The following is an 18,201-nucleotide window of genomic DNA, read 5'->3' on the forward strand; positions in this document are numbered from 1 at the left end:
GCCCGTCCTCGTCCATCTAAAGCGCAGGTTTGAGCTTGGCACAGGACGGATGACATGGCGTTGCGCGTTGCATTTCAGATGGACCCGATCACGGCAGTCGACATAGACGGCGACAGCAGTTTCCGCATCGCGCTCGAAGCGCAAGAGCGCGGGCACGAGGTGTTTGTCTACACGCCGGACCAACTAAGCTACCGCGAAGGCCGCGTTCTGGCACAGGCACAAACGGCCACGCTGCGCCGGGTCAAAGGCGATCATGTCACGCGTGGACCGGTCACAGAACTGGACCTGGCCAAGGTCGATGTGGTCTGGCTGCGCCAAGACCCGCCTTTTGACATGGGCTATATCACGACGACGCATATTCTCGACATGGTCCAACCCGAAACGCTGGTCGTGAACGACCCGTTCTGGGTGCGCAACTACCCTGAGAAACTGCTGGTCCTGCGCTTCCCAGACCTGACGCCCCCAACCCTGATTGCGCGCGATCTGGCGACCATCCGCGCATTCAAGGCAGAGCATGGCGATGTGATCCTCAAACCGCTCTACGGTAATGGCGGTGCGGGGGTGTTCCGACTGGATGCGCAGGACCGCAACCTTGCGTCGCTGCACGAGCTGTTCAGCGGCATCAACAATGAGCCGCTGATCGTTCAGAAATACCTGCCCGCCGTGACCAAGGGCGACAAGCGCATTATCTTGGTGAATGGCGACCCGATCGGCGCCATCAACCGCGTGCCCGCAGAAGGTGAGACCCGCTCGAACATGCATGTCGGCGGACGCGCCGAGAAGGTCGCACTAACCGAACGTGACCGCGAAATCTGCGCGCGGATCGGCCCGCTCTTGCGTGAAAAGGGCCAGATATTCGTCGGTATTGACGTGATCGGCGACTGGCTGACAGAGATCAATCTCACCTCGCCCACCGGGTTGCAGGAACTGGAGCGTTTCGACGGCACCAATGGTGCGGGGCTGATCTGGGACGCGATAGAGGCCAAGCGCGCAGCCACATGAGTTGGCAACTCAAAGTCCTGCGGGTTTTCCTGCGCCGGGTCGCACGCCGCTCGCTTGCGCGCCAGCCCGATAGCGTCGCCGCGCGCAAATGGTTCGAGCGTGGCGCATGGCTGAACGCACGCGGGCGTCCCTGGCAGCATTTCACGCCCGACAGTTTGAGCGGTGTTCCCGCACTCTGGACCGCGCGGCCACCACAGGGCGCGCCGATTATCCTGTATCTGCACGGTGGCGGCTATGTCATGGGAAACCCACGCACACACGCGGCGCTTGCGGCGTATCTGAAGCGCAAGACGGGGCTGGAGGCGTGCCTGCCCGACTACCGGCTGGCCCCGGAACACCCCTTTCCCGCCGCGTTTGAAGATGCTTTGGCCGCGTGGCGCGCGCTGATTGCTGCGGGCCATGACCCCGCGCAAATCGTTTTGGGCGGCGATTCTGCGGGCGGTGGGCTGGCGCTGGCGCTGCTGGGACATCTCTGCGCGACCGGCCAGCCGCGCCCAGCTTGCGTGTTCGCCTTCTCGCCCTTCACCGATCTTACGCTGGAGGGCCCGTCGATTGTGCAAAACGCGCGCAGCGAGATCTTGCTGCCCATCTCGCGGCTGGAACGCCTGCGCGACCGTGTCTTGCAAGGCGCAGACCCGCGCGACCCGCGCATCTCTCCGCTTTACGCCACCTTTCTGGGCGCGCCGCCGGTGCTGATACAGGTCGCCCGACGCGAGATATTGCATTCGGATTCGACCCGCATGGTGCAGCATCTGCGTGCCCAAGGGGCCACAGTGACGTTGCAAGAAGGCGGCAATCTGCCCCATGTCTGGCAGTATTTCCACGGCTGGCTGCCAGAGGCGCGTCGCTCGCTGGCTGATACCGCCACATTCATACGCGCGCAGGCACCTCTGCCCCCATCAAGCGAAAGCTGATCGCTTCGGCCATATGCGGTGCGCGCACGGCCGCTGCACTGTCCAGATCGGCGATCGTGCGGGCTACCCGCAGCAACCGGTGATAGCCGCGCGCGCTCAGGCCCAGACGGTCGGTTGCGCGGGTTAAAAGCGCCCGGCCCTCGGCATCTGGCGCGGCGACCTGTTCCAGTAGCGCGCCCTCTGCATCGGCATTCACGCGCAAGTTTGCATGGCCCGCGAACCGTTCGGCCTGCGCGTGGCGCGCACGGGCCACCCGCGCCGCAACATCGCGAGAGGATTCTCCGCTGGCAGGCATGTCCAACTCTGCCAAGCCGACCGGCGGCACCTCTACCCGCAGGTCGAACCGGTCCAGAAGCGGGCCGGAAATGCGGCCCATATAATCTTCTCCACAGGTGGGCGCGCGGGCGCAAGCGCGGTGCGGGTCAGCCAGATAGCCGCATTTGCAGGGGTTGGCGGCGGCCACCAACATGAACCGGCACGGGTAGCGCACATGCGCATTGGCGCGGGCCACCACCACCTCGCCGGTTTCTATCGGTTGGCGCAGGGTTTCCAGCACGGCGCGGGGGAATTCGGGAAATTCATCCAGAAACAGCACGCCGTTGTGCGCAAGCGATATCTCGCCCGGTTTCGCCCCCTTGCCGCCGCCGACAATCGCCGCGACAGAGGCCGTGTGATGCGGCTCGCGGTAGGGGCGCGCGCGGGAAATGCCGCCTTCTTCCAACAATCCTGCTATGGAGTGGATCATAGAGGTTTCCAAGGCTTCCGACGCCGAAAGGGGTGGCAGAATTCCCGCAAGCCGCGCCGCCAGCATGGATTTTCCCGATCCGGGCGGGCCGACCATCAGCATGTGATGGCGCCCGGCCGCGGCGATTTCGAGAGCGCGTTTGGCGCGTTCCTGCCCTTTCACATCGAACAGGTCGCGCGCGCCCTTATCGGCCACCACCTCGCCCGGCTTGGCGGGTGCAAGCGGGGCCTGACCCGTGAAATGGCGGATCAGTTGCGAAAGCGAGTCGGCTGCGATGACGCGGGCGGCATCGACCCAAGCCGCTTCCGGCCCACAGGGCGCAGGGCAAACCAGCGCAAACCCCGCTTCGGCGGCGGACATGGCGGCGGGCAAGGCACCGACCACGGGCACGAATGCCCCATCAAGCGACAATTCGCCCAAGGCCACGGTTTGCGCCACGTCCTCGGATGGTAGAATATCCAGCGCGGCCAGCAGGGCCATGGCGATGGGCAGGTCGAAATGCGACCCCTCTTTCAAGATATCGGCAGGTGACAGGTTGACGGTGATGCGCTTTGACGGGAGCGCGATGGACAGCGCACCCAAAGCCGCGCGCACCCGCTCGCGCGCTTCTGACACGGCTTTGTCGGGCAGGCCAACGATCTGAAATGCGGGCAACCCCGGAGAGAGGGCGCATTGCACCTCTATCAGGCGCGCCTCTATCCCCTCAAATGCGACTGTGAACGCGCGTGCGACCATGATCCACCCCGGCTGGCTGGCCAAAGGTTAACGCGAAACTGGTTTCCAAGGGGTTAACGGCGCCACATGCACCACCGGATCACGCAACCGTGTTGACCTGCGGCGGGCTGCCGCAGAAGAAAAGTGAACCGGTGAAGCATCCGCCGCGTAGCACTTGCAAAGAAAACGCACAGCCGGGGGAAACAATGGCACTCGATTTTAGTGACGACCGCAAGTTTTCGCGTCAGGCCATGAAGGCCGAACTGCTTGATGCAGAAACCGAATTGAAGTTGGCCTATGCGTGGCGCGACCACCGCGACGAGGCTGCACTGCACCGGCTGATTACCGCGTATATGCGGCTTGCGATTTCGATGGCGGGTAAGTTCCGCCGCTACGGTGCGCCGATGAATGACCTGATCCAAGAGGCCGGTCTGGGCCTGATGAAAGCCGCTGACAAATTCGACCCCGACCGCGGCGTGCGGTTTTCGACCTACGCGGTCTGGTGGATCAAGGCGAGCATTCAGGACTATGTGATGCGCAACTGGTCCATGGTGCGCACGGGATCGACCAGCAGCCAGAAATCCCTGTTCTTCAACCTGCGCCGCGTGCAGGCGAAGTTCGAACGCGAGGCGATGGCGCGGGGCGAGACGCTTGACCCGCACCAGCTGCGCGAGATGGTCGCGCGCGAGGTTGGCGTGCCGCTCCACGATGTCGAAATGATGGAGGGGCGGCTGTCCGGCTCTGACTATTCGTTGAATGCAATGCAATCCAGCGACGAAGACGGGCGCGAATGGATTGACGTGCTGGAAGATGACAGCGAACAGGCATCGGTCGGCGTGGAACACGCACACGACACCGCGCAGCTTCGCGAATGGCTGCTTGGCGCCTTGCAGGGGCTGAGCGAGCGCGAACGGTTCATCGTGCGCGAACGCAAATTGCGCGCCGATCCGCGCACACTGGAATCGCTGGGCGATGAATTGGGCCTGTCGAAAGAGCGCGTGCGCCAGTTGGAAGCGGCTGCCTTTCAGAAAATGCGCAAGAGCCTTGAGACGCAGTCCAAGGAAGTGTTGAACTTCCTCGCATGAAATGGGCCTTGCTGAGCCTTGCGCTGGTAGTGCCCGCGCAAGCTGAACAGATCGCGCCGGACAGGTTGGATAGCCTGCCCGGCGCAGATGTCGTTTTCCTTGGCGAAGTGCATGACCACGCGGGCCATCACCTGAACCAAGCGCGTGCCATCACGTCAATGAAGCCGCGCGCATTGGTGTTCGAAATGTTGACAAAAGCGCAGGCCTCGGCCGCGCCCGAAAGCTGGACAACCGCAGAGGAATTGGCGGAGGCGTTGAACTGGGACGGCTCCGGCTGGCCCGAGTTTGCCATGTATTACCCCATTTTTCAGGCCGCCCCGGACGCACGAATTTACGGCGCTGCGGTGCCGCGCGCCCAAGCGCGTGCCGTGTTCGAGCAGCCTTTGACAGCCGTATTCGCGGGCGATGCTGCACGGTTCGGGCTGGACCACCCCTTGCCTGCCGCAGAGCAAACGGCCCGCGAAACCCTGCAAGCAGAGGCCCATTGCAACGCCCTGCCCGCAGACCTGCTGCCGGGAATGGTCGCTGTGCAGCGCCTGCGCGACGCCGAACTGGCGCGCGTGGCGGAACTGGCGCTGCGCCAGACTGGTGGGCCGGTCGCGGTAATCACAGGCACCGGCCATGTGCGCCGCGACTGGGGTGCCCCTGCTGCACTGGCGCGGGCCGCGCCAGAGGTGACACACCTGACGCTAGGCCAGTATGAAATCGCCGCGCCCGACCCCGCCTTGACCGATTTCTGGATCGTGACCGATGCGGTGGACCGCGACGACCCGTGTGCCGCGTTTCAATAGGGCTTTTGCCCACCCGCCCGACGCGCTATCCCTGTGGCCAACCCCAAGGAAAGGCCCCCCATGTTGACGGGACAGCGCATTCTGGTCACATCCGGCCCGACGCATGAACCGATTGATCCGGTGCGATATATCGCCAACCGCTCATCGGGCGCACAGGGCACAGCGATTGCAACGGCCTTGCGCGATCTGGGCGCACAGGTGATCTTTGTCACCGGCCCCGCCACGGTGCCGCCCCCCGTTGGCGTGCAGGTGGTGCGGGTGGAAACAGCGTTGGAAATGCTGGATGCGGTCGAAGCTGCCTTGCCCGTTTCAGCCGCAATCATGGCCGCCGCCGTCGCCGATTGGCGGGTCCAGAATGCTGCCGGACAGAAGATGAAGAAAACCGCGCAAGGGCTTCCAGAATTGCGATTTATTGAAAACCCCGACATTCTGCACACGCTGTCGCACCACGAAAAGCGGCCCCGTCTGGTGGTTGGGTTTGCGGCGGAAACCGAAAACGTGATCGCCCATGCCACCGCCAAGCGCGACCGCAAGGGCTGCGACTGGATCGTTGCGAATGACGTGTCGCCCGCGACCGGCATTATGGGCGGGACAGACAATATGGTGCATCTGATTTCCGAAAACGGGGTCGAGGACTGGCCACGTATGGCCAAAACCGACGTGGCAATCCGCTTGGCACACCGTATGGCAGAGGCGCTGGCATGACCGACATCACGTTCCAATACCTGCCCGATGCCGACCCGGACGTACCCTTGCCCGCCTATGCAACGGCGGGTTCCGCGGGTGCCGATATTCGTGCGAACCTTGCGCCTGCCGATCGTCCCACGGGCCTGACCCTAGCGCCAATGGCGCGGGTGCTTGTGCCCACGGGGCTGGCCTGCGCCATCCCGCAGGGGTTCGAGATGCAGATCCGCGCGCGCTCTGGCCTTGCGTTGAAACACGGGCTGACCCTGCCCAACGCGCCCGCCACGATCGACAGCGATTATCGCGGGCCTTTGGGGGTGATCTTGCAAAATCTTGGCACAGAATCCTTCACAGTCGAACACGGGATGCGGATTGCGCAGATCGTGATTGCGCCGGTTGTGCAGGCCCGCTTTGTGCGTGCCGAAACTCTGCCCGACAGCGCGCGCGGCGCGGGCGGCTATGGCCATACCGGGCTGCGCTGATGGGGTTGGTTCTGTTTCTGATGGCCGGACTATGGGCGCTGGGTTGGGCGATGAAAACGCCCGTCCGCGCACGGCTTGTCATGATCGGATTGGTTTATGCCGCCGTAGTTATCGCGCAGCTTGTGCTGCCGACGGGCACACCTTTGCGCGTGGCGACGGGTGGCGACGCGCGACCATGGCTTGTCTTGGGCGGCCTTGTCGCTGTGGGGGTAGCCTATGCCTATGGGCTGAAACGGCTGCGCAAACCCGAAGCCATCGCGCCGCCGCAACAAACCGGCCCTTTCCGAGAGGCGGAACTGACCCGCTACGCCCGCCATATCGTGTTGCGCGAATTGGGGGGCGCGGGGCAACGCAAGCTGAAGAACGCGAAAGTGCTGGTGATCGGGGCGGGTGGCCTTGGCTCTCCCGCGCTGCTGTATCTGGCGGCGGCGGGTGTCGGCACGCTTGGCGTGATTGACGATGACACGGTCGACGGGTCAAACCTGCAACGCCAGATCATCCACCGCGATCAGGACATTGGCACCCCCAAAGTGTTTTCGGCCCAGGCCGCGATGCAGGCGCTGAACCCGTTCATCACTGTCAAACCCTACCAGCGGCGGCTGACGCCAGAAATGGCGCAGGTTCTGTTCGCCGAGTATGATCTGATCCTTGATGGCAGCGACAATTTTGACACGCGCTATCTGGTGAACCGCGCAGCGGTCGCGACAGGTAAACCGCTGATATCGGGCGCAATTACGCAATGGGAAGGCCAGATCAGCCTGTTCCACCCGGCCAGCGATGCGCCCTGCTACGAATGCCTGTTCCCGTCCCGCCCTGCCGAGGGGCTGGCGCCAAGCTGCGCCGAAGCGGGCGTCGTAGCACCGCTTCCGGGTATCATCGGCAGCCAGATGGCCCTAGAGGCGATAAAAGAGATCACCGGAGCGGGCCAGTCCCTGCGCGGGCGTCTGATGTTGCATGATGCACTATTTGGCGAAAACCGCAGCGTGACGGTGAAACGCCGCGCCGATTGCGCCTGTTGCGGGTCACTCCAAGGACAGGCGTAGGCGCAAGAACCCGTTTTTGTCAGCGCCGATCACCTCTGGCGCATAATCCGCAATCAGGCGCAGATGGTCCAGCGCAGCGGGGGCCGTGCGCAACATCACACTCGCACCGGCAACCGGCAGCAGGCGGAACGGCGCGTCGGCGTCAATATGCAGCGTATCCTGCGCCTCGACATGCTCACGCAGCACATCGCGCACGATGGCCGGGTTCTCGAAACAGATCGTGTCCGGCACGGCACCCGGAAACCCGCCTGCGCCTTGAGCCCGAAAATTGTTGGTACACAAGATGAACTCAGCCTCTGCGTCCAGCGGCGCGCCTTTGTATTGCAGGTTGCGGATGCGGGAATGGGCCGGGTCTATCTCTGCCCCGTCATAGCTGAACCGGGCCGGTTGGGTCAGATCAATCTCATAGTCCAAGCCATAGATAATCTCGAAATTATAGCCCGGAAAAGCCGGATTCATCAGGGGTTGATCCTGCATGTCTGGCTGGATCTGGTTAAACGCAGACGCAGAGCGTTCCAGCCAAAGCGCAATTTGTGCGCCGGTCAGCCGCGATGCCGCAACCTTGTTGGGGTAGACATACAAATCCGCCATGCTGCGCAAGGTCAACTGCCCGGCCGCGATATTGGTGTAGTTGCGCGCGCCGCCCAGGCCCCCGGCCTTGGAGGGCGACACCGCCGACAATATCGGCAGGTCTTTCAGCGACGGGTCCATCCGCGACGCGACAAAGCCCTTTTGTGCCTGTGCCACAAGCGCGGTCGCGGCGCTTTGACCCAGATAAACGAAGAAGCTGTTGATCGGCACATCGCTTTGCCCGATAGGCTGGCGAATGCTGGCCAGAACCGCGTCATGCGCACGCTCGACAATCTTGCGCACCTTGGGGCTGCGCATGGGCTGGCTGCGATCGGCGGCCACCTGCGGAAAGTTCATAGCCGCATCGCGCAGTGCACGGGTTTCCACATGGTGGTTCATCACCCGCCAGACCCCGCCCTCGCGCTGAAGCGACAGGTCGATCACACCCAGATGCGACCCGAAAAAGCCGCTCATCACCGCCGGTTTTCCGGCAATCGTGCCGCGCTCGATATCGACCGAAGGGATATCGGCAAAGGCGCGCGACGGGAACACCTGATGGGTATGGCCCGACAGCACAATATCGACCCCGTCAATCCGTGCCAGCGGGATCACCGCGTTTTCCATGCCATGCGTATGGCGTAGCGGCCCAATGCCGGTATGGGCCAGCAGCACGACCAGATCGGCACCAGCCTCGCGCATTTCCGGCACCCATGCACTGACGGATTCGACCATGTCGCGAACGTCCAGCTGCCCCTGCAATTGCTGACGCTCCCAGGTCATGATCTGCGGCGGGGCAACGCCCAACACCCCGATGCACAAGTCGTGCATCAACCCGATCCGGTCGCTTACCTGACGGCGCAACAGGCTGTAGGGTTTGACCAGCATCCGGTCCGCGCGCGGCGTGGCCCGAAGCCCCCGCGCGATATTGGATGACACGACCGGAAACTCCGCCCGCGCCAGCGATTTTTCCAAAAACGCCAGCCCATAGTTGAATTCGTGGTTGCCGATGGTGATTGCGTCATAGCGCATGGCGTTCATGGCGGCCATCACCGGGTGCAAATCACCCTCGCGCAGCCCCATATCATAGGCAAAGAAATCGCCCACCGGCGTGCCTTGCAGGAAATCGCCATTGTCGAACAACAGGGTATTTCCCGTCTCCGCCCGCGCGCGGTCCACCAGTTCGGCCAGCCGCGACAGGCCGAAATCCGGGTTGGGACAATCGGCATAATAGTCATAGGGATGAAGGTGAACATGCAGATCGGTCGTCTCCAGTATCCGGAGATCGACCGTCTGTCTTACATCTGCAACCGGCATGAAGCGCAGCTTTTCCTGTCCCATGACATACTTTTTCTGTTTCGTATCTTTACCAAGTTGCACATCATATGAGAGATAATTTTGGCCAAGGTCGCGCAACAATGTGGCGCTTGGTCGGCGGGTGCCCTATTTGCGACAGGACGCCCCCTACTCGAACAACCTTGAATTGAGCATTGTTTCCAGATCATGACAAGCGTTTACGGGAAACAAGCGCGGCAAGAAATGGAAAAAGCGACATGATAGCCCTCGACATGGCCTTTGTCGGCACATGGGACGACCGCGCGGCCCATGAACGCGCGGGCTGTGCCGCGTTGCGCGATGGCGCAGCGGTGCTTCCGCTCTGGCGCGGCAAACCCCAGCTTGACACGGCAGGGCTGGCTTGGGTCGCCGCCGACGACCGCGTGCTGATCCACGCGGGCGATGATTGGCTGTATCTGGGCCGCCACAATGGTCAGCCCCGCTTTGCCGCCGATATCTCTGCTTGGGAACCCGACGGGCTGGATACGGCGGCGCTTGCCATGTTCGCCGACCCGTCGGAACAGCACTATCCCGGCGCGGCGGACGGCACACGATTTGGCGAGTTGCGTCTGGCGATGACCACGCTAGCCGCACCAGACGCCGCCATGGCTGCCACCGCGCGCGCCGTGTTCAACTGGCACCGCTCGCACCGGTTTTGCGCCGCCTGCGGCGCCCAAAGCGCCCCTGCCAGCGGCGGATGGGAGCGCCATTGCCCCGCCTGCGGCGCCAAGCATTTCCCGCGCACCGATCCCGTTGTCATCATGTTGGTCGCGCGCGGCAACAACTTGCTGCTGGGCCGCTCTCACGGCTGGCCAGAGGGGATGTATTCCGCCCTCGCAGGCTTTGTCGAACCCGGCGAGACCCCGGAAGCTGCCGTCGCGCGCGAGGTCTGGGAAGAAACCGGCATCCGCACCACGTCCGTGCGCTACCTCGGCGCCCAGCCATGGCCCTTCCCGAATTCGCTGATGCTGGGCTATCTGGCCCATGCAACGGACGCAGCGATCACGCTCGACGACGAATTGGAAGACGCGCTCTGGATCAGCCGCGAAGATTTGCTGGCGGTCATGGCGGGCGAGCGCGCCCATCCAAGCCCGGCGCGCAAAGGCTCTGTCGCGCATGCGACGATCCGCCACTGGCTGGCGGGCCATGTCTAGCCGCTCTTGCCTTTCGCAGACGAAGTTTGCAGGTTAAGGACATGACACACAGTCCCCTGACAAAGCCGCGCGCCATGCTCTGGAACCTGCCGAACATCCTGACCATTCTGCGCCTGCTGGCCGCGCCCGGTGTGGTGGTGCTGTTTTTGTATTTCCATCGCCCCTTTGCTGATTGGTTCGCGCTCGCGCTCTTCGGGCTGGCCGCGCTGACGGATTTCTTCGACGGCTACCTCGCGCGGGCCTGGAAACAGGAAACCCGGCTCGGGGCAATGCTCGACCCGATTGCCGACAAGGCCATGGTGGTGATCGCGCTTTTGGTCATCACCGGCTATTCGGGGATGGACCCGTGGCTCATCCTGCCCGCAACCGCCATCCTGTTCCGCGAGGTGTTCGTCTCTGGCCTGCGCGAATATCTGGGCGACACGGCAGGGCTGCTCAAGGTCACGAATCTGGCGAAATGGAAAACCACCGCGCAAATGACCGCAATCGCCGTGCTGTTTCTGGCCCTCGGCCTCGATTACACCCGCGAGGCACATTCCACCCGCCTCGATATCGACCTGCTCGACACGCTGGGCCAGATCGGCACATCCGACCTGACAGTGATCGACCTTGCCACCTATGATGGCGGGCTTGTCTGGCTCGTCGGGCTTGCGCTAATCTGGATCGCGGCCCTGCTCACGCTCGTGACCGGCTGGGACTATTTCCGCAAAGCCCTGCCCCATCTCGGAGCGAACCCATGAAACGCGATATCCTGTATTTCGCCTGGCTGCGCGAACGTGTCGGCCTGCCGCGCGAAACCATCGACACGCAGGCCACAACGGTGGCCGAACTGGTCTCAGAACTTGCGGCACGCGAAGACCGCTATGCGCTTGCCTTTTCCGACCCGGGCGCCCTGCGCGTTGCCCTCGATCAGGAACTCAGCGACTTCACGTCCCCGTTGGGCGACGCCCGCGAAATCGCATTCTTCCCCCCGATGACCGGCGGCTGAACATGCTTGATATCCGCGTTCAGGCCGCGCCATTCGACTACGGAACCGAGTGCAGCAACGTCGCCAAAGGGATGCCAGATATCGGCGCTGTCGTCACCTTCTGCGGCATCGTGCGCAACAATGACTCCGGCACGTTGCAACAGATGGAAATAGAGCACTACCCCGGCATGACCGAACGCGCGCTGGAAAAAATCGCAATGGACGCGACCGGGCGCTGGGACCTTGGGGCCTGCAAGATCATCCACCGATTCGGGCCGCTTGCCCCAGGTGAGATTATCATGATGGTCGCCACGGCCAGTGCGCACCGTGCAGACGCTTTTGCCGCTGCCGATTTCCTGATGGACTATCTCAAATCCCGGGCGCCTTTCTGGAAAAAGGAACGCACGGCCCATGGTGCAGAATGGGTCGCCGCAAAAGACAGCGACGAAACCGCGCTAACTCGTTGGTAGCCGTTCATCCTTGCTTAAATATACCGGGGTGATTGGTCCCGCAGGGACCAGAGGGGCAGCGCCCCTGAAACCAACCGCTATCACGCAAAAAGGCGGCCCGAGGGCCGCCTTTTTTCAATTTGGTCAAAACCAGCTCAGCCCTGTGTGGCGCTGTCGACGCTGACAGAAACGCCCCGGCCCATGGTCGAACTCAGGAATACCTGTTTCATGTAAGCGCCCTTGGCACCAGTCGGCTTTGCCTTGGCCACTGCATCGACAAACGCGCGGATGTTCTCGGCCAGTTTCGCCTCGTCAAAAGAGACTTTGCCGACGCCGGCATGCACAACGCCAGCTTTCTCGGCCTTGAACTGGACCTGACCACCTTTTGCCGCATCAACAGCCGCTTTCACGTCCATTGTCACGGTGCCGACTTTTGGGTTCGGCATCAGGTTGCGCGGGCCAAGGATTTTGCCCAAACGGCCCACGATCGGCATCATGTCGGGCGTTGCGATGCAACGGTCGAACTCGATCTTACCGGACTGGATGGTTTCCATCAGGTCTTCGGCACCCACGATGTCGGCGCCAGCGGCGGTCGCTTCGTCAGCTTTCGGGCCCCGTGCGAAAACGGCAACGCGCACGGCTTTGCCTGTGCCGTTCGGCAGCGATACGACGCCACGCACCATCTGGTCAGCGTGACGCGGGTCAACACCCAAGTTCATCGCGATTTCGATGGTTTCATCAAATTTCGCGGTGGCATTCGCCTTGATCAGGCTGACAGCCTCTTCCACGCTCAGATTTGCTTTGTCGGCAAAGGCTTCGCGGGCCGCTTTGACGCGTTTTGCAATTTTTGCCATTGGATTACCCTTTCACCTCAATGCCGATCGACCGGGCAGAGCCCGCGATGATCTGCATGGCGCCCTCGATCGTGGTCGCGTTCAGATCGCGCATCTTCGCTTCTGCGATTTCGCGGATCTGCTTCGTGGTCACAGTGCCTTGTACCGTGCGGCCCGGCATCGGCGAGCCTTGGGCGCGATTGCGCTTGCCCACGGGCTTCAGGCCAGCGGCCCGCTTCAGATACCACGACGCCGGCGGCGTTTTCAGGTCCATCGTGAACGACTTGTCCTGATAGTAGGTAATCACGGTCGGAATTGGCGCGCCCGGCTCCAGCTCTGCGGTGCGGGCGTTGAATTCTTTTGTGAACATCATGATGTTGATGCCGCGCTGACCCAATGCGGGGCCGACGGGCGGTGACGGGTTCGCTTTACCCGCCGGAATTTGCAGCTTTAGCTGCCCAACGACTTTCTTGGCCATCTGGCCTCTCCTTTTTATCACCTCGCCTTCGGTCGCGACCGGAAGACGTCTTGCGGTTTAGTGGTACGGTCTGACCGGGCGCGCCCAGTCTTCCTCCCACAGCAGTCATGCTTAGGTGTCTTTCGACACCTGCATGAATTCCAGATCGACCGGGGTGGCCCGGCCAAAGATCGACACCATCACCTTCAGGCGGTTGTTGTCGGCATCTACTTCCTCGACCATGCCAGAGAAGCCCTCGAACGGTCCGTCATTAACCTTGACCTGCTCGCCCACTTCAAAATGAATGAGCGTGCGCGGTGCATCCTCGGTTTCCTGCACACGGTTGAGGATCGCGTTCACCTCATCGTCGCGCATGGGCATGGGTTTGCCCTGCGTGCCCAGAAACCCGGTCACGCGGTTGATCGAATTGATCAGGTGGTAGCCCTTTGGCGTCATTTCCATTCGGACCAGCACGTAGCCGGGCATAAAGCGGCGCTCTGTCGTCACCTTCTTGCCACGGCGCACTTCGATCACTTCCTCGGTCGGCACCAGCACTTCTTCGATCATGTCTTCCATACCGGCCTCGGCAGCCGCCGTGCGAATGGCTTCCGCGATCTTCTTTTCGAAGTTCGACAACACGCTTACCGAATACCAGCGCTGGGCCATGATGCTCTTTCCTGTGCCGTGCCAGAGGGCCGCTATTTACGCGCGCGCCGCCCGGATGAAATAAAACAGCGCACCGAGTCGGTGCGCCTTTCGTCGTTCTGTTACAGCCGCCGCGCGCGGGTTTCAAGCCCTTCGCGCAGCAGTCGGTTAGCCGAACATGCCCAAAAGCGACCCAAGGCCTGTGCGGATCAACAGATCGACCAGGAAAAAGAACACGGCCGTCAGTGCAGCCAGCGCCAGCACCATCAGCGTGGTGATGACAACTTCACGCCGCGTGGGCCATGTGACCTTTGCGGTCTCGGCACGCACCTGCTGCATGAACTGAAAAGGGTTTGTCTTGGCCATGGGTCCGCCTGTCGCTTGCTTGGCCTTCACATACGCAGGCGGCGGTCCAGTTTCAAGCAGGTTTCGCGCCCTGCGTTGCATCCTGAAGCGGTTCGGTTTGCAGAAAGGTCACTTGCGCCATCGCGGCAAGCCGCGCGCAATCCTCATCGTAACGCACAAGATCAGCCGAAAGCGCGTCGGGGTCGAACGGGGTCGGGCCGGGAAACGCGTCGGATTTCGGATAGGCGGCGCGCGCCTCGCGGATCACCTCTGTCACGTCGCGCGCAGGGTCATCTGCCAAGACGCTGCGCGCATGGTCCAGCGCGCGGGCCGATGTGCCGACAAGGCGCTTGCGCTCTGGCAGGTCGAACCGCCGCCCGCGCCCGAGCATGTCGTCAAAGACCGGCAGCGCAATGGCGGGGTAATCTTCGAACCGCCAGACGACAACCCGTGCCACGCCGGGCACCGCAGCCAGCCGCCCGGCCAGTTCCGACCAGCGGAGCGCGTCAGGCGTGATCCCGGCCAGATACTTATCCATCGGATCAAACCGTCCGGCATTCTGCTGCTGCCCATGCGCCGAGGTCAGAAAGGCCAGCGGCGCGCGAATGGACAGGTAAAGAGTGACATTGGTGCAGCCCAATGCCTGCAAAAGCCGCTCCAGCCGTGCGTGCGCCGTCGGGTAGAATTGCGCATCTCTGGCCACCAGATCGGCCCGCGTGGTGCCAAGAATGTTCTCTTCAGACAGAACAAGCTTGCACATGCGATTCCGATGCAGGGCCGCGAGCAACGCCTCTGGTGGATCGGTGGGTTTGCCCGCCAGCCGGGGCAGGCGCAGTTTGCCGCGCAGCAGTTCCGGCCCGAAATACGCAATACCTTTTTGCCGCAGAATACCGCGCGCCTTGCTGAACCCGTGCTGGAGATGAGAGGTGGCGGTCTTGTGCGCGCCGACATGGATCGCCAGCGTCAGGTTTGGCGTATCCGCCGGTTCCAGACTGGCAGGGGCGGAGGGACTCGAACCCACGACCCTCGGTTTTGGAGACCGATGCTCTACCAACTGAGCTACACCCCTAAGTATGTGCCGCGATGGGTATGACAGGCCCTTGCCAAGATCAAGAGGGAAATGCGCCCCCTGCGCGGTCGATTTCAGCCGCTGCCGCGTCCAGCCGCGCCAGATTGGCCCCGCAGATCGCGACCTCATGGCGCTCTATCATCTCGATCGGCCAGTCCCACCACGCAATCTCGCGCAGGCGCTGCGCCACATCCGCCGGAAAGCGCGCGCTGATCACCCGCGCGGGGTTGCCCGCAACCACCTGATACGGCGCGACGGTGCCCCCCACAACCGCGCCCGCGCCAATAATGACACCGTCGCCAATACATGCGCCGGGCAGAATACGCGCGCCCTGCCCGATCCAGACATCATGGCCGATCACCGTATCGGGACCGGGGCCGGGCATAGAGGGCGCATTGTCAAACCGGCCATGAAAGATCGCGAACGGATAGGTCGAAAACCCGTCATGCCTATGGTTGGCCGAGGATGTGATGAACTGTACCCCGTCCGCGATCTGGCAAAACTTGCCGATGACCAGCTTTTCGGGCGAAAACTCGTACAGGTAGGGGGCCAGATGCGCGGCCCAGTCGCGCGGCGGCAGGTGCGCGCTGGCATAGCTGTAATCGCCGATCTGCCAGCGCGGATGACCAATCACCGCCTGCAGGAACACCGACCCGCGATGCACGGTGCCGTCGGGTTGCGTGATCGGATAGGCGGTCTCGGGAAGCGGAAAACTCATGATGCCCTGCAACGACTGTGACCATTATGGTTAACCGCTTGGCGCCTGTCGGGCAAGCTTGCAGGCTCACACTTCAAGAAACCCGCCCGATTGGCGCGCCCAAAGCCGCGCATATAGCCCGTCTTGGGCAAGCAGTTCGGCATGTGTGCCGGCCTCTATCACGCGGCCCGCATCCATCACTACCAGCCGGTCCATGGCCGCAATGGTGGACAGCCGGTGCGCAATGGCGATCACGGTCTTGCCCTGCATCAGCCGTTCAAGCTGGGTCTGGATCGCGGCCTCGACCTCTGAATCGAGTGCCGAGGTCGCCTCGTCCAGCACCAGAATGGGCGCATCCTTCAATGCCGCGCGTGCGATTGCAATACGTTGCCGCTGCCCGCCGGACAGCTTCACCCCGCGCTCGCCCACATGCGCGTCAAGCCCGCGACGGCCCTTGGCATCTTCCAACCCTTCGATAAAGGCGCGCGCTTCTGCCAGATCGGCAGCGGCCCAGATCTCGGCATCTGTCGCATCGGGACGACCATAAGCGATATTGTCGCGCACAGACCGATGCAGAAGCGCGGTGTCCTGCGTCACGACGCCAATCGCAGCGCGCAGGCTTTCCTGCGTGACGCCTGCAATATCTTGCCCATCAATCAGGATGCGCCCCCCGCTGACATCATAGAACCGCAGCAGCAGGTTCACGAGCGTTGACTTGCCTGCACCCGACCGGCCCACCAGCCCCAGTTTCTCGCCGGGGCGCAGGTGCAGGTCCAGCCCGTCCAGCACAGCCGGGGCGGTCTCGGTGCCCGCGTCATAGTCGAAACGCACCTGCTCAAAGCGGATGTCGCCCTTGCCCAGCGTCAACGGCTGCGCGCCTGGCGCATCCGTCACATGCCGCTTTTGCGAAAGCGTGGCCAGACCGTCGCGCACCGTACCGATATTCTCGAACAAGGCCGAGAATTCCCACATGACCCAATGCGACATGTTCCCCAGCCGCAAGGCCAGCGGGATCGCGACCGCCAAAGCGCCCAAGGCCAGCCCGTCACCCAGCCACAGCCACAGGCCCACGGCGGTCACGGCCCCTGTCAGAAGCGCGTTAAGCGTGTTGACGCTGATATCCTGCACCGCAACCAGCCGCATCTGGCGGTAGACGGTTTGCAAGAACCCGTCCATGCCGTCGCGGGCGAACGCCTCTTCGCGGGCCGCGTGGCTGAACAGCTTGACGGTGGCGATATTGGTGTAGCTGTCGACAATGCGGCCCGTCATATCCGCGCGCGCATCGGCCTGCGCCTGCGCCACACGGCCCAGACGCGGCACAATGACCGACAGCAAAATACCATAGCCCAAAGCCCAAAGCGCAAAGGGCAAGGCCAGACGCCAATCAAGTGTTGCCGCCAGCGCCAGCGTGCCGATGAAATAGGCGAGGATATACACCGCCACATCCATCAGCTTCATCACCGTTTCGCGCACGGCCAGACTGGTCTGCATCAGCCGCGTCGCGATCCGGCCCGCGAATTCGTCCTGAAAATAGCGCATGGACTGGCCAATCAGCCAGCGATGGCCCATCCAGCGCACCCGCTGCGGGAAATTGCCCATCAGTGCTTGATACATGATGAACGCGCCGATCACCGCCAGCGCGGGCAGCACCAGCAGCAAAAGCGTGGCCATAACCGCCAGACGCGTTCCTTCCAGCGCCAGAAACTGATCCGGCCCCAGCTCCGACATGCGGTCGATCAACGTGCCCAGATAGCCCAGCAAGACAATCTCCAGTGCCGCGAACAGCATGGACACAAACGACATCGCCAGCAGCCACGGGGCCAAGGGGCGCGCGTAATGCCACAGGAACGCCCAGAACCCAGCGGGGGGCTGGCCGGGCGGGTCCGCCGGATAGGCCGGAATACGGGCTTCGAAATAGGAAAACAAGCGCATGGGTCAGCCTATAGCACAAGGAGAGGGCGCGCGGTGTCCCGCACGCCCCCAATAATTGCCGAATGTAATCATTCGATGATTTTCGACACACCGTTTCAGGCGCATCGCAACATCATCATTCGATGATTTTCGACACACCGACTTTGGCGCATCGCAACATCATCACTTGATGATTTTCGACACGACGCCTGCGCCGACGGTGCGGCCGCCTTCACGGATGGCGAAGCGCAGCTTCTCTTCCATGGCGATGGGCGCGATCAGCTCGACCTCGAATTTCAGGTTGTCGCCCGG

The 18,201-nt window shown here is 62.7% G+C and carries 20 protein-coding genes, 1 tRNA gene and 1 pseudogene; 11 read left to right on the forward strand and 11 right to left on the reverse strand.

The features are described 5' to 3' along the window. Positions 1–54: 54 nt before the first annotated feature. Together gshB and ROE7235_RS09220 are read left to right on the forward strand one after the other, a co-directional pair. Positions 55–1,002 (forward strand): glutathione synthase, encoded by a 948-nt coding sequence (gene gshB / locus ROE7235_RS09215; protein ID WP_121094875.1) that lies wholly within the window; start codon positions 55–57, stop codon positions 1,000–1,002. Next, positions 999–1,916, forward strand: coding sequence for an alpha/beta hydrolase (locus tag ROE7235_RS09220; RefSeq protein ID WP_121094877.1), 918 nt, complete (start codon positions 999–1,001; stop codon positions 1,914–1,916). The genes gshB and ROE7235_RS09220 overlap by 4 nt, the downstream gene beginning before the upstream one ends. Here ROE7235_RS09220 and ROE7235_RS09225 read toward each other — a convergent pair. Further along, a complete protein-coding gene (locus tag ROE7235_RS09225; RefSeq protein ID WP_121094879.1) occupies positions 1,873–3,396 on the reverse strand; it encodes a YifB family Mg chelatase-like AAA ATPase in 1,524 nt (507 codons plus the stop codon). The two genes, ROE7235_RS09220 and ROE7235_RS09225, sit on opposite strands and share 44 nt — an antisense overlap. Positions 3,397–3,581: 185 nt before the next feature. On the opposite strand from ROE7235_RS09225, the gene ROE7235_RS09230 reads away from it, so the two are divergent. The 5 genes and pseudogenes from ROE7235_RS09230 (at position 3,582) to ROE7235_RS09250 (ending at position 7,460) form a co-directional block, all read left to right on the forward strand. Continuing rightward, entirely contained in the window at positions 3,582–4,460 is an 879-nt protein-coding gene (locus ROE7235_RS09230; RefSeq protein ID WP_121094881.1) for an RNA polymerase factor sigma-32, read from the forward strand. Further along, positions 4,457–5,251, forward strand: a complete 795-nt coding sequence (locus ROE7235_RS09235) for a ChaN family lipoprotein (RefSeq protein WP_121094883.1) — start codon at positions 4,457–4,459, stop codon at positions 5,249–5,251. Before ROE7235_RS09230 ends, ROE7235_RS09235 begins: the two co-directional genes overlap by 4 nt. A gap of 63 nt (positions 5,252–5,314) precedes the next feature. Next, positions 5,315–5,956: pseudogene (locus ROE7235_RS09240) on the forward strand (phosphopantothenoylcysteine decarboxylase domain-containing protein); the annotation flags it as partial. Further along, positions 5,953–6,417 (forward strand): dUTP diphosphatase, encoded by a 465-nt coding sequence (dut, locus tag ROE7235_RS09245; RefSeq protein ID WP_121094887.1) that lies wholly within the window; start codon positions 5,953–5,955, stop codon positions 6,415–6,417. The pseudogene ROE7235_RS09240 and the gene dut, both read left to right, overlap by 4 nt. Beyond that, positions 6,417–7,460, forward strand: coding sequence for a HesA/MoeB/ThiF family protein (locus tag ROE7235_RS09250; RefSeq protein ID WP_121094889.1), 1,044 nt, complete (start codon positions 6,417–6,419; stop codon positions 7,458–7,460). The genes dut and ROE7235_RS09250 overlap by 1 nt, the downstream gene beginning before the upstream one ends. Here the strand turns inward: ROE7235_RS09250 and ROE7235_RS09255 are convergent. Continuing rightward, positions 7,440–9,368, reverse strand: coding sequence for a bifunctional 2',3'-cyclic-nucleotide 2'-phosphodiesterase/3'-nucleotidase (locus ROE7235_RS09255; protein ID WP_147434191.1), 1,929 nt, complete (start codon positions 9,366–9,368; stop codon positions 7,440–7,442). The genes ROE7235_RS09250 and ROE7235_RS09255 overlap by 21 nt on opposite strands. A gap of 212 nt (positions 9,369–9,580) precedes the next feature. Between ROE7235_RS09255 and nudC the strand changes: the two genes are divergently transcribed. From nudC to ROE7235_RS09275, 4 genes are all read left to right on the forward strand, one after another. Further along, positions 9,581–10,516, forward strand: coding sequence for an NAD(+) diphosphatase (gene nudC / locus ROE7235_RS09260; RefSeq protein WP_121094894.1), 936 nt, complete (start codon positions 9,581–9,583; stop codon positions 10,514–10,516). Between the two features lie 74 nt (positions 10,517–10,590). Next, the gene (gene pgsA, locus ROE7235_RS09265) at positions 10,591–11,256 is read left to right on the forward strand and encodes a CDP-diacylglycerol--glycerol-3-phosphate 3-phosphatidyltransferase (protein WP_121094937.1); all 666 of its coding nucleotides are present in this window, start codon (positions 10,591–10,593) and stop codon (positions 11,254–11,256) included. After that, positions 11,253–11,504, forward strand: a complete 252-nt coding sequence (gene moaD / locus ROE7235_RS09270) for a molybdopterin converting factor subunit 1 (protein WP_121094896.1) — start codon at positions 11,253–11,255, stop codon at positions 11,502–11,504. Before pgsA ends, moaD begins: the two co-directional genes overlap by 4 nt. Positions 11,505–11,506: 2 nt before the next feature. Further along, complete coding sequence (locus tag ROE7235_RS09275; protein WP_121094898.1) at positions 11,507–11,953, forward strand: molybdenum cofactor biosynthesis protein MoaE; 447 nt, start codon at positions 11,507–11,509, stop codon at positions 11,951–11,953. Positions 11,954–12,087: 134 nt separating this feature from the next. Here ROE7235_RS09275 and rplA read toward each other — a convergent pair whose 3' ends face one another. From rplA to ROE7235_RS09320, 9 genes are all read right to left on the reverse strand, one after another. Then, the gene (gene rplA / locus ROE7235_RS09280) at positions 12,088–12,786 is read right to left on the reverse strand and encodes a 50S ribosomal protein L1 (protein WP_121094900.1); all 699 of its coding nucleotides are present in this window, start codon (positions 12,784–12,786) and stop codon (positions 12,088–12,090) included. Between the two features lie 4 nt (positions 12,787–12,790). Further along, positions 12,791–13,243, reverse strand: a complete 453-nt coding sequence (gene rplK, locus ROE7235_RS09285) for a 50S ribosomal protein L11 (RefSeq protein WP_121094902.1) — start codon at positions 13,241–13,243, stop codon at positions 12,791–12,793. A gap of 111 nt (positions 13,244–13,354) precedes the next feature. Further along, entirely contained in the window at positions 13,355–13,888 is a 534-nt protein-coding gene (gene nusG / locus ROE7235_RS09290; RefSeq protein WP_121094904.1) for a transcription termination/antitermination protein NusG, read from the reverse strand. Positions 13,889–14,035: 147 nt separating this feature from the next. Then, positions 14,036–14,233 (reverse strand): preprotein translocase subunit SecE, encoded by a 198-nt coding sequence (gene secE, locus ROE7235_RS09295; RefSeq protein WP_121094939.1) that lies wholly within the window; start codon positions 14,231–14,233, stop codon positions 14,036–14,038. Between the two features lie 52 nt (positions 14,234–14,285). Further along, a complete protein-coding gene (locus tag ROE7235_RS09300; protein WP_121094906.1) occupies positions 14,286–15,233 on the reverse strand; it encodes a hypothetical protein in 948 nt (315 codons plus the stop codon). Continuing rightward, positions 15,206–15,281 (reverse strand) — tRNA-Trp (locus ROE7235_RS09305). The genes ROE7235_RS09300 and ROE7235_RS09305 overlap by 28 nt, the downstream gene beginning before the upstream one ends. A 40-nt stretch (positions 15,282–15,321) precedes the next feature. Continuing rightward, positions 15,322–15,999, reverse strand: coding sequence for a CatB-related O-acetyltransferase (locus ROE7235_RS09310; protein ID WP_121094908.1), 678 nt, complete (start codon positions 15,997–15,999; stop codon positions 15,322–15,324). Positions 16,000–16,065: 66 nt separating this feature from the next. After that, entirely contained in the window at positions 16,066–17,910 is a 1,845-nt protein-coding gene (locus ROE7235_RS09315; RefSeq protein WP_121094910.1) for an ABC transporter ATP-binding protein, read from the reverse strand. A 162-nt stretch (positions 17,911–18,072) separates the two neighbouring features. After that, on the reverse strand, positions 18,073–18,201 hold a 129-nt coding region (locus ROE7235_RS09320), incomplete at its 5' end, for an EF-Tu C-terminal domain-related protein (protein ID WP_503128425.1).

Origin of the sequence: Roseinatronobacter ekhonensis, from assembly GCF_900499075.1 — a bacterium.
GTDB classification, from domain to species: Bacteria; Pseudomonadota; Alphaproteobacteria; order Rhodobacterales; family Rhodobacteraceae; genus Roseinatronobacter; species Roseinatronobacter ekhonensis.

Bases quoted from the DNA above. Each gene is read 5' to 3' on its own strand.
- gshB (WP_121094875.1), top strand. From the start codon at position 55: ATGGCGTTGCGCGTTGCATTTCAGATGGACCCGATCACGGCAGTCGAC.
- ROE7235_RS09220 (WP_121094877.1), top strand. From the start codon at position 999: ATGAGTTGGCAACTCAAAGTCCTGCGGGTTTTCCTGCGCCGGGTCGCA.
- ROE7235_RS09225 (WP_121094879.1), bottom strand. From the start codon at position 3,396: ATGGTCGCACGCGCGTTCACAGTCGCATTTGAGGGGATAGAGGCGCGC.
- ROE7235_RS09230 (WP_121094881.1), top strand. From the start codon at position 3,582: ATGGCACTCGATTTTAGTGACGACCGCAAGTTTTCGCGTCAGGCCATG.
- ROE7235_RS09235 (WP_121094883.1), top strand. From the start codon at position 4,457: ATGAAATGGGCCTTGCTGAGCCTTGCGCTGGTAGTGCCCGCGCAAGCT.
- dut (WP_121094887.1), top strand. From the start codon at position 5,953: ATGACCGACATCACGTTCCAATACCTGCCCGATGCCGACCCGGACGTA.
- ROE7235_RS09250 (WP_121094889.1), top strand. From the start codon at position 6,417: ATGGGGTTGGTTCTGTTTCTGATGGCCGGACTATGGGCGCTGGGTTGG.
- ROE7235_RS09255 (WP_147434191.1), bottom strand. From the start codon at position 9,368: ATGGGACAGGAAAAGCTGCGCTTCATGCCGGTTGCAGATGTAAGACAG.
- nudC (WP_121094894.1), top strand. From the start codon at position 9,581: ATGATAGCCCTCGACATGGCCTTTGTCGGCACATGGGACGACCGCGCG.
- pgsA (WP_121094937.1), top strand. From the start codon at position 10,591: ATGCTCTGGAACCTGCCGAACATCCTGACCATTCTGCGCCTGCTGGCC.
- moaD (WP_121094896.1), top strand. From the start codon at position 11,253: ATGAAACGCGATATCCTGTATTTCGCCTGGCTGCGCGAACGTGTCGGC.
- ROE7235_RS09275 (WP_121094898.1), top strand. From the start codon at position 11,507: ATGCTTGATATCCGCGTTCAGGCCGCGCCATTCGACTACGGAACCGAG.
- rplA (WP_121094900.1), bottom strand. From the start codon at position 12,786: ATGGCAAAAATTGCAAAACGCGTCAAAGCGGCCCGCGAAGCCTTTGCC.
- rplK (WP_121094902.1), bottom strand. From the start codon at position 13,243: ATGGCCAAGAAAGTCGTTGGGCAGCTAAAGCTGCAAATTCCGGCGGGT.
- nusG (WP_121094904.1), bottom strand. From the start codon at position 13,888: ATGGCCCAGCGCTGGTATTCGGTAAGCGTGTTGTCGAACTTCGAAAAG.
- secE (WP_121094939.1), bottom strand. From the start codon at position 14,233: ATGGCCAAGACAAACCCTTTTCAGTTCATGCAGCAGGTGCGTGCCGAG.
- ROE7235_RS09310 (WP_121094908.1), bottom strand. From the start codon at position 15,999: ATGAGTTTTCCGCTTCCCGAGACCGCCTATCCGATCACGCAACCCGAC.
- ROE7235_RS09315 (WP_121094910.1), bottom strand. From the start codon at position 17,910: ATGCGCTTGTTTTCCTATTTCGAAGCCCGTATTCCGGCCTATCCGGCG.